The following is an 8,138-nucleotide window of genomic DNA, read 5'->3' on the forward strand; positions in this document are numbered from 1 at the left end:
TCAAGCTATTTACGGGATGTTGTACTAGGCGCTGCCACCGCCGAGCGATCTGCGCGAAGGCGTCTTCTCGATCCGGATGCGGCTGTCCCGCCTTGCTGCGCGAGCGGAACAGGCAGCGGTATTCCTCCTGGCGCTCATTGCGGCTGTCGCGTAGCGACTGGCCGAGGCTTGCTGGCGGAGTTCGGAGTTCCGGCGAAGGTACTCCGCCAGCCACAACTGCAGCGGATGGCGATGCTCACACGGCGGCATTCAAATGTTGTGGCATGTGCACTGGTCAACAAGCTCGCTCGCACCGCGTGGGCGTTGGCAGCCCATCACACAGTATTCGAGCTGGAGCCGACAGCGGCACCAGTCTGAGTGAACGTTGAGCGGCCGGTTTTGGTGAACCAGGCGATCGCCCCAGAGCCAGCGCCGCATATACGTCAGCAGCCAGTGCGCGTGCGCCTGGTTGAAACGCCAGGCGGTGGAGCGTTCGAGCAGACCGCCCCTGCTGGCGTCCATGAACAGCCAGCCGAAGAAGAAGTAGCGGTACAGGAGGGTGCGAAAGGCAAGCTCTTGCATGATGACTCTTTCAGCCGCGCCAGCCCCGGGAATCGCCTGGCCGGTCTCCGGAACGGCGCCGGTCCCTGCCGTGCCAAAAGCGTCACCCGCTGCGCTGCACCGGCTCGATCAGCACCAGCATACCAAGGAATCGCCATGTCCGAAACCTAACAAAATCCTCGGATCCGCATGCAGCATCGCGGTTACAAAAGGAAGAGCCCTGCCTAGCAAGGGCCTTCTTTCGACGTCCTCGCCGCCCTCCTCAGCCTGCCGGCGGACTCGGCTCGGTAATCACGCTGCAAACTAGCGTGTGCAACTGGCGCTGCAATGGATAGGCCCGTCTGTCACAGCCGTTATCAGTGGCAGGCAATAGAGGGATACCGTCGTTCGACGTGAGATCGGAGCAGGTCATTGAGCACGGCAGTCCGGATTTGCAGTAGAGCGTGCGCGTGCCGCGGCCGCCAAGCCATCTGTTGCCGCTTGACGAAACGCATGCTTATCTTGGGAATGAGGACGCGCCGCCAAACCGGCGGGCTCAAGCCTCGCAGGGCAATTCGGAGTTGAAGGCCGGAGGGCTGAGGGTTGGAGGGCATGAGCGCATTGTAGGTGGCTCATTGGCCTCTCGCCGTTAGTCCGGTTCTTTGCCCCCGCTTTGGCGCGCTCTCCATCATCGACTTCGCCGTCATTGATCTGTGCACAAACTGGAGCTCATCCAATGATTCCAAAACCCGCCCGACCAGCGAGCGTAGCCGTCCTGGTGGTCACGCTTGCCTTCTGCGCACCGGTTCGCGCCGAAGGGGATCTCGTGCGCGGCGCGCAAGCCGCCCGCACCTGCATGGCCTGCCATTCGTTTGCGCCGGGGCGCCACATGACCGGGCCAAGCTTGGCGGGTGTTTGGGGTCGCAAGGCAGGCACGGCCGAAGGTTTTGTGCGCTACTCGGATGCCCTCAAGCGATCAGGCCTGGTGTGGGACAAACGAAACCTGGATGCGTGGCTCAAGAAGCCCGCGGCGCTCGTGCCAGGTAACGCGATGGGCTTCCCCGGAATCGCTGATACGCGTACCCGCGCCGATCTGGTCGCCTACCTTGAAGCGGTTTCCGCCGGTCGCGTGGCGGCACGCGATCAGGGCATACCGAACTTGAAGGCGGTCGATACGGCGTCGCGCGTCGCCGCAATCCGCTACTGTGGTGACGCGTACCGCCTCACCACCGCTGACCAGAAGACCCACACCTTTTGGGAATTCAACTTGCGATTCAAGACGGATAGTAGCGCTGACGGCCCGCCTGCCGGCAAGCCTGTGCTGATCGGTACCGGTATGCAGGGCGACCGCGCCGCAGTGGTCTTCGCCCGCCCTGAAGAAATCTCAACCTTCATTCACCGGCAGTGTCCGTGAACAACAGAACGGCCGACCAGCCCAAAGCACCAGAAGCGGCGCTGACGCCACCGTGAAACTGGGCCCGGCCAACTGGCCCACGACTCGACCGCGTCAGCGTAGCAGCACCGAACTCCGGCGAAGAGGCATATGCCCCGTCGGCCGGGGGAGCGTCAAAATGCTGTTGGCGGCAGTCCAGGCCGAATCGTACCAAGGCGGGACCTGATCGTCCTCAGCCCTTGCCAGCCTCGCCGAACCCCTTCGACAGGCTGTCGAGGAAACGCGGGGCAGACTGGAAGCCGATGACCCGCACCGGGCTTTCACGCCCGTCGGCACCGAACAAAATGATGCCAGGCGGGCCGAATAAGCCGAAACGTTTGAGCAGCGCGCGGTCGTCGGCATTGTTCCGGGTCACGTCGACCTGCAGCAGCACGACACCCGCCAGCCGCATCTGGACGGTTGGATCACTAAAGGTCAAGCGCTCCATCTCTTTACAACTGACGCACCACTCGGCATAGAAATCGAGTAGCACCGGCTTGCCGGCTGCGGCGGCCTGCGCCAGTCGTGCATCGAGCTCGGCCACCGAATGGATCCGCTCGAAGTGCACCACCGCGTGGTCGGCGGCGGTAGCCGGCGCCGACCGGCGAGTGCGCAGGTGCGACAGCGGCTGCAGCGGATCCCGTCCGCCCGACGCCAGTCCGACCATGAGGATGGTCCCCGCCAGCGCGGCCAGCAGGCCTAGGCCCTTGCCCAGCCGGGCCACGCCATGCGGTTCGAGGCCGAGCGAATCGAAGGCGCCCAGGAAGACTGCGGCGATCAGCAGCAGCGCGGCCCACCCCGCCATCACGGCCCAGGGTGGCAATAGCGGGCTGATCGCCCAGATCACCTCGCCCACCAGCAGGAAGCCAAGGCAACGCTTGGTCACCTCCAGCCAGTGCCCGGCGCGCGGCAGAAGATTGCCGGCGGCGACGCCGGCCAGCACTAGCGGCGCCCCCATGCCAATCGCCAATGCGAACAGCGCACCGCCACCGGTCATGGCATCACCGGTTTGTTCGAGATAGGCGAGCGTGCTCGATAGCGGCGCCGGCATGATGCGGGCGACGGCCAACGCGGACAACGCCCCCAGTGCTGCGGCAGCCCGGCTACCCAACCGCCGAATTGCGGATGCCGTCGTTCGGGGCTGCCGAAGCAGCGCGTGGAGCCCGAACATCGACAGCGCCAGGGCCGCCAGCAACGTGGCGAAGGCGCCGAGTGCCCAAGGCGTCTGCAGCCCTGCCCAGACCCTCTCGCCGAGCCATCCGGTGGCCATGCCGACGCCGGCATAGGCTACCGCCAAGCCGAGCACGTAGTCTAGCGAGACGATCAGGGCGCGGCTGCGTGTCACGTGCTCGCCCACAACGAAGGACCACAGGATCGGCACCATCGGCAGAACGCTCGACGTGGCCGTCAGCAGCAGGCCGAATCCGAGGAAGAGCACCGCGATTGCCCCAAGCTGGTGGCTGGTCAGCGCGCGAATGATGCGGTCGCCGTCATCGCCATGTGGCGCGATCGCCGGTACCGCATGCCCACCCTGGTCTTTGCCCACTCCGGGAGAAGTTGCCGCAGTCGGTGGCGCAGGCGACGCCATTGGCGTGCCACCCTCGCGCTTATCAAATAGACCGCCGAGCGGGCCGCCGCCCACCTTGTACAGACTCTCCATCGGTGGATAACAGATTCCCTTGTCGGCGCAGCCTTGCGATGTCACCACCAGCGTCCATTCGCCGTCCGCAGGAGTGACTTCCACTGGCACGCGAATCTTGACGCGGCCATGATAGATCTCCATCTCCTTGCCAAACGCTTCGTCGTACTTAACCTCCCCTGGTGGAACCACAGGTGCACCGAGCTTAGCCCCTGCCGGCTCGGCGTCAAATGCGAATCGCTCACGGTAGAGGTGATAGCCGTCGGCGATGTCGAAGCGCACCTCGATGGCGTGTTCGTCGATTTGCCGGGCCGCAAAGCGGAAGGCCCGCTCAGGGGGCAGAAGTTCTTCCTCGCTCGCGGCGCGGGCAACGCCAGCGGCGCCCGCGATGCAGAGCCACGTGATGAGGAGCGGCCCCAAGAGGAATTGCCCCGGGACAAAGCGCCGTACTCGGCCGGTGACGCCAGTTCGCGTCACTGCCATGCCAAATCGCATAGCCCACCTCTGGATCTGAATTACCGGCCACGCAATGCCGCGGCTCGAGCCACTTGCATCCTGACCGGTGCCACGTGCCGCCGCACCTCAGTTCAACGGGCATCGCGATTTGGCCCTGCGGCCGATCTGTGCCTCGCCGCATCCCGGGCGCTCATCGCCGCCGGCGCCCATCGCACGAGCCGAATCGGTCATGCTGCTGTATCCACTGACGCTCCAGGGGGAACGTGAAGATGCAAGAACTTCTCGACGGGAACTACCGCCACAATCCCGGCGCCTGGCACCGAAGATTGTCCCACCTCGACGATCGCGTTGGTGATGGCCTCGACGTCGGTCTCCTCCGCGAAGATCTCAATCTTGGTGTGCACGGTGGTCAAGTCGCTTGAGAAGAAATTTCGGTACTCGCCGTACCCCTTGACTTTCGTTGCCGTCAGTCCGGGCGCGTGGACGGTTGCGAGGCGCTTCTCCAGCTTCTCCAAAAGCTCAGAGGGCACGATGGCGATAACACATTTGGTACTCATGGGGGCCTCCTTGACAACGCGGGATTGGGCGATCAGCAGTGCACTGTTGGGCGAAAATCATCATTGGTTCCCATTGCGATCCTGGCCAATCACCAGATGGGTTTCGCCTTGATACGCGTGCGGTGGGATCTCAAGATTGAGCGGCGCTGGGACGTTGCGGAACACGCGGCCGGCCAGGTCGAACTTGGAACCATGGCAGGGGCAAAAGAAGCCACCAGGCCAGTCATCGCCCAAATCCGCCGCGCCGGCTTCCGGGCGATAAGTCGGTACGCAGCCAAGATGCGTACAGATGCCTATCGCCACAAAGATATCCGGGCGGAGCGAACGGGTCGCATTGCGCGCATTGGCGGGCTGCTGGTCCTTCTTGGACAAGGGATCGCCCAACAAACTATCGTGCCTGCCCAGACGCTCCAGCATGTCGCCGGTCCGGTGCAATATCCAAACTGGCTTGCCGCGCCAGGCGACGGTGACCAGCGAGCCCGGCTCCACGGAGTCGAGGTCCACCTCAACGGGGGCGCCCCTCGATCTGGCGGCGTCGCTTGGCGCCATGCTCGCTATGAACGGCAGCAAGGTACCGACAAGTCCCACGCCGCTCATCGTACCGGTGGCCAACAGAAGCAATCTGCGCTGTCGTGCGCTTTGTGGGGATGCAGCAGGATCGATCATTATGGCTATCTCCGATCCAGGACCAATGGGCTCCACGAAGAGACGCACTGATCCAAGCGGCTCATCACCTAAGCCCACCTAACAGTTCCTTCCATTGCGCGCGGCCAGGAAAGAACATGGGCACTCTGAGCCGATACGTCTCATATGCGATTCCAAATCTCCGGATCATGTCTCGTTCCTCCTTGCGCGCGAGCCGCACATAGGCGACCACGATGACCGGGAACAGCAGTAAAGTGATGAGCGTGGGCCAGTGCACAATCTGACCGAACACCGCCAGGATGATGCCGGCGTACTGTGGATGCCGCATCAGGCCATACAGTTCATCTTCGGCTATGCACCCTTCTCGGCGAGCTCGATATACCGTGGTCCAGCTACGGATCAACAGCGCTAGGCCCAAGAGGATGAAGGCGCCACCAAGCAACATCTCGACGTTTGCACCCATCGCGCCATAACCCAGCATCGTCGCCCACAGATGGCCCGTGAAGGCGGTGCGCGGAATGTCGAGGCCAAGAATGGCCGTCAACAGGTAGATCGTGAGCGGGAATCCATACATTTCGGCGTACAGCGCGATCACAAACGCCTGAACCAGACCTGCCCCAGCCCATTCACGCCAGCTTTTGGGTGCCACATATCGATACAGGACCCACGACATCAACACAATCATGACCGCCACGAGACCCCAATGCCCGTAGTGCGAATTAAAAGCACTTATGTCATTCATGGCGAGGTTCCCCCCAAGGGTAGCGTGGCCGGCGGTTCCGATAGGAGTCGCGGTGCGCGCGATGCTAGTGCGTTACTTATCATCCCGGCTCGGCGGCTTGCGTTCGTCACGCGGCTTCATTTCCCTCATGCCGAAGAACATCGCCAACGGGCATGCCAGGATCAGCAGGATCGGCGCGAAGGCGCGAATGGCGCCCTGGTACTGCGGGAAAGCCTCGTACCCGACGACAAGCAGCACGGCCAATCCAATGGCAATCTTGATCATCGTTTTGATGCTGCACATGATCGTTACCTCCTTGCATCAATGTCCCACACGATTGCGAGTCCCCTTGCGTCACCATGGCAGGAGGGCACGCACTTGCCCGCTAACTTCAGGCGCTGCTCCACAGCTTGCACCCCGGCTAACAAAGGCTGAACCCGCCCATCATGCGCTGATGCATCACGAGCATGCCTACCGCGCCAAGGGATGCGAGCACGCCGATGATGGCGAACACGATCAGGAGGACTCTCCATATCAACGATTTGTTCACGCGCCACCTCTCATCTTCGTTGGCCGCCGGGGCACGCATGCGCCACGCGTGCCCCCCGACCTCCAACCGTCCAGTCACTCCCTGATCCGAAATCGAGGGGGCTTCTGCTTGGGCGCTTGCTTGGTCATCCCGCCCACTTGATCGTCGTGCGTGCTCATGCTCTTCATCATCAGCCACATCGACAATGGGCAGACCAAGAGCAGGAGATAGGGACCAATACTCAGGACAAGCGCTCGGACCGGCGGCAATAAGGCATAGGCGGTTGCAAGCATTGCCGCCAGAGCGATGCCTGCGGTGATCATCGATTTCATATTGCATTTCATTTGCGGTACTCCTATTGGAAAGTTTCGAATCGGAACGGCACCCTTACTTTGTTGGCGCCGTCTGGATCTTGTCCGCGTATTTGCGCATGATCTCGCCCATCGCCTGCATCATGTCCGCGTGCATCTGCATCGACAGCTTCTCGTTGCCAGGTGGCAGGCCCATCATCGGGCAGCTTCCCATCATGCCGCCGCTCATCATGTGGTCCATCTTCATGTCGTGCCCCTTGTCCGGGGCACTCGCCGTGGCGCTTTCGGCGCCACGAGTTGCACCGGCCGCTGCGGACCAGCCGCTGGCGCCAAGCATGACAAGTGCAAGGGTTGCTGCCATTACTGATTTCGTATTCATGTCGATCTCCTTATGCGATTGAAGGACGCTGCGCAAATCCGGCACCAGACAAGTAAGCGAAGAGACAGTCTGCCCGGCTCTCCCAGGTCGATTGCCAGAGGCTGGATCCCACGGATGTGTGCGCCTAGTCTGGTCGGCCGAAGCGCCCTCTATCACTTGGTCTCCGAAGGCCCCTTCGGGCTGCCGCTGCCGGTCGACTGGGAGTCCATTTGCTTCATCATCTCGTCGCAGCGCGCCAGCATCGCTTGTTGAGAGGCGGATGCACTGGAGGTCACCGCAGGGTGTTGCGCGGCAGTGCGCGCGCGATTGATGACGTCCCAGTCCGGACCCGCGAGCGCCTGCGCGGTCGCGACCCCCAGTGAAATGAGAACGATAGTCTTGAGAGTGGAATGCATGATGATCTTCCCCAGAATTCGGTTTTATCTGGCTCAACCGCAAGGGGTCAGAGCACCCACGCTCGGGCAGAGCCACCAAAGTCAAGCATGTGGCCAAGCGGGGCCACGCGTGGGGATAGATCAGATTCGCAAGCGGGCCGTTGCGAGATAGAGCGGACCAGGCGATGTGTTCGCGCTGTCCGCCATCTGGAAGATTCGGAAGGTGTACGGCGTGGGCGGGAGCACGTGTACAAGCCCAGCCGTAGCCGGCAAGACACTGAGATCGGCACCGTGACCGTTGCTGTCGGCCCAGTGCCGACCGTCCTGCTGATGGTCCGCGCACAAGGCCGGCTGCGCGTGGTCCATCTCCAGGCAGCTTGTCATGGTGGCCATTGCCGCCGGACCCATTGTCGCCTTGGCCTCTTGCGGGCACAGGTACCCAGCCACCGCGAGGCGCGCAAAGAGTACCGTCGCCAACAACAGCAGCGCAAGCAAGCGGGTGAAGGGGCTATGGGTAGGCTTCATGATTCACGCCAAGCATTTGTCCTAGTACAACATCCCGTAAATAGCTTGAAT

At 62.5% G+C, this 8,138-nt stretch carries 11 protein-coding genes and 1 pseudogene; 2 read left to right on the top strand and 10 right to left on the bottom strand.

What is annotated here, in order from left to right:
• Positions 1-228 precede the first annotated feature (228 nt).
• A pseudogene (locus CF70_RS35965) lies at positions 229-357 on the top strand (IS110 family transposase); the annotation flags it as partial.
• A gap of 898 nt (positions 358-1,255) precedes the next feature.
• Complete coding sequence (locus CF70_RS12550; protein ID WP_035864855.1) at positions 1,256-1,933, top strand: c-type cytochrome; 678 nt, start codon at positions 1,256-1,258, stop codon at positions 1,931-1,933.
• A 211-nt stretch (positions 1,934-2,144) separates the two neighbouring features.
• On the opposite strand, the gene dsbD is transcribed toward CF70_RS12550, so the two are convergent.
• The 10 genes from dsbD to CF70_RS12600 all read right to left on the bottom strand — a co-directional run bounded on the left by dsbD (position 2,145) and on the right by CF70_RS12600 (position 8,087).
• Positions 2,145-4,073: a protein-disulfide reductase DsbD gene (gene dsbD / locus CF70_RS12555; protein WP_414629448.1), complete on the bottom strand. Its 1,929-nt coding sequence runs from the start codon at positions 4,071-4,073 to the stop codon at positions 2,145-2,147.
• Between the two features lie 200 nt (positions 4,074-4,273).
• Positions 4,274-4,603 carry a P-II family nitrogen regulator gene (locus CF70_RS12560; protein WP_035864860.1) on the bottom strand — a complete coding sequence of 110 codons (330 nt, stop codon included), beginning with the start codon at positions 4,601-4,603 and terminating at the stop codon, positions 4,274-4,276.
• Positions 4,604-4,663: 60 nt separating this feature from the next.
• Positions 4,664-5,269 carry a ubiquinol-cytochrome c reductase iron-sulfur subunit gene (gene petA, locus CF70_RS12565; RefSeq protein WP_035864865.1) on the bottom strand — a complete coding sequence of 202 codons (606 nt, stop codon included), beginning with the start codon at positions 5,267-5,269 and terminating at the stop codon, positions 4,664-4,666.
• Between the two features lie 64 nt (positions 5,270-5,333).
• Complete coding sequence (locus tag CF70_RS12570; protein ID WP_035864867.1) at positions 5,334-5,990, bottom strand: methyltransferase family protein; 657 nt, start codon at positions 5,988-5,990, stop codon at positions 5,334-5,336.
• A gap of 72 nt (positions 5,991-6,062) precedes the next feature.
• Entirely contained in the window at positions 6,063-6,254 is a 192-nt protein-coding gene (locus CF70_RS12575) for a DUF2933 domain-containing protein (protein WP_160172257.1), read from the bottom strand.
• A gap of 136 nt (positions 6,255-6,390) precedes the next feature.
• Positions 6,391-6,519: a hypothetical protein gene (locus tag CF70_RS38570; RefSeq protein WP_255350658.1), complete on the bottom strand. Its 129-nt coding sequence runs from the start codon at positions 6,517-6,519 to the stop codon at positions 6,391-6,393.
• Positions 6,520-6,593: 74 nt separating this feature from the next.
• Positions 6,594-6,830, bottom strand: a complete 237-nt coding sequence (locus CF70_RS12585; protein WP_235185023.1) for a DUF2933 domain-containing protein — start codon at positions 6,828-6,830, stop codon at positions 6,594-6,596.
• Positions 6,831-6,885: 55 nt separating this feature from the next.
• On the bottom strand, positions 6,886-7,188 hold the full coding sequence (locus CF70_RS12590) for a hypothetical protein (RefSeq protein WP_035864876.1): 303 nt from the start codon (positions 7,186-7,188) through the stop codon (positions 6,886-6,888).
• Between the two features lie 152 nt (positions 7,189-7,340).
• Entirely contained in the window at positions 7,341-7,583 is a 243-nt protein-coding gene (locus tag CF70_RS12595) for a hypothetical protein (protein ID WP_051648339.1), read from the bottom strand.
• A gap of 120 nt (positions 7,584-7,703) precedes the next feature.
• Entirely contained in the window at positions 7,704-8,087 is a 384-nt protein-coding gene (locus CF70_RS12600) for a hypothetical protein (protein ID WP_035864880.1), read from the bottom strand.
• Positions 8,088-8,138: the final 51 nt, after the last annotated feature.

Origin of the sequence: Cupriavidus sp. SK-3, from assembly GCF_000611145.1 — a bacterium.
Taxonomy (GTDB): domain Bacteria; phylum Pseudomonadota; class Gammaproteobacteria; order Burkholderiales; family Burkholderiaceae; genus Cupriavidus.

Bases quoted from the DNA above. Each gene is read 5' to 3' on its own strand.
- dsbD (WP_414629448.1), bottom strand. From the start codon at position 4,073: ATGGCAGTGACGCGAACTGGCGTCACCGGCCGAGTACGGCGCTTTGTC.
- CF70_RS12600 (WP_035864880.1), bottom strand. From the start codon at position 8,087: ATGAAGCCTACCCATAGCCCCTTCACCCGCTTGCTTGCGCTGCTGTTG.
- petA (WP_035864865.1), bottom strand. From the start codon at position 5,269: ATGATCGATCCTGCTGCATCCCCACAAAGCGCACGACAGCGCAGATTG.
- CF70_RS12550 (WP_035864855.1), top strand. From the start codon at position 1,256: ATGATTCCAAAACCCGCCCGACCAGCGAGCGTAGCCGTCCTGGTGGTC.
- CF70_RS12560 (WP_035864860.1), bottom strand. From the start codon at position 4,603: ATGAGTACCAAATGTGTTATCGCCATCGTGCCCTCTGAGCTTTTGGAG.
- CF70_RS12585 (WP_235185023.1), bottom strand. From the start codon at position 6,830: ATGAAATCGATGATCACCGCAGGCATCGCTCTGGCGGCAATGCTTGCA.
- CF70_RS12575 (WP_160172257.1), bottom strand. From the start codon at position 6,254: ATGATCAAGATTGCCATTGGATTGGCCGTGCTGCTTGTCGTCGGGTAC.
- CF70_RS12590 (WP_035864876.1), bottom strand. From the start codon at position 7,188: ATGAATACGAAATCAGTAATGGCAGCAACCCTTGCACTTGTCATGCTT.
- CF70_RS12570 (WP_035864867.1), bottom strand. From the start codon at position 5,990: ATGAATGACATAAGTGCTTTTAATTCGCACTACGGGCATTGGGGTCTC.
- CF70_RS12595 (WP_051648339.1), bottom strand. From the start codon at position 7,583: ATGCATTCCACTCTCAAGACTATCGTTCTCATTTCACTGGGGGTCGCG.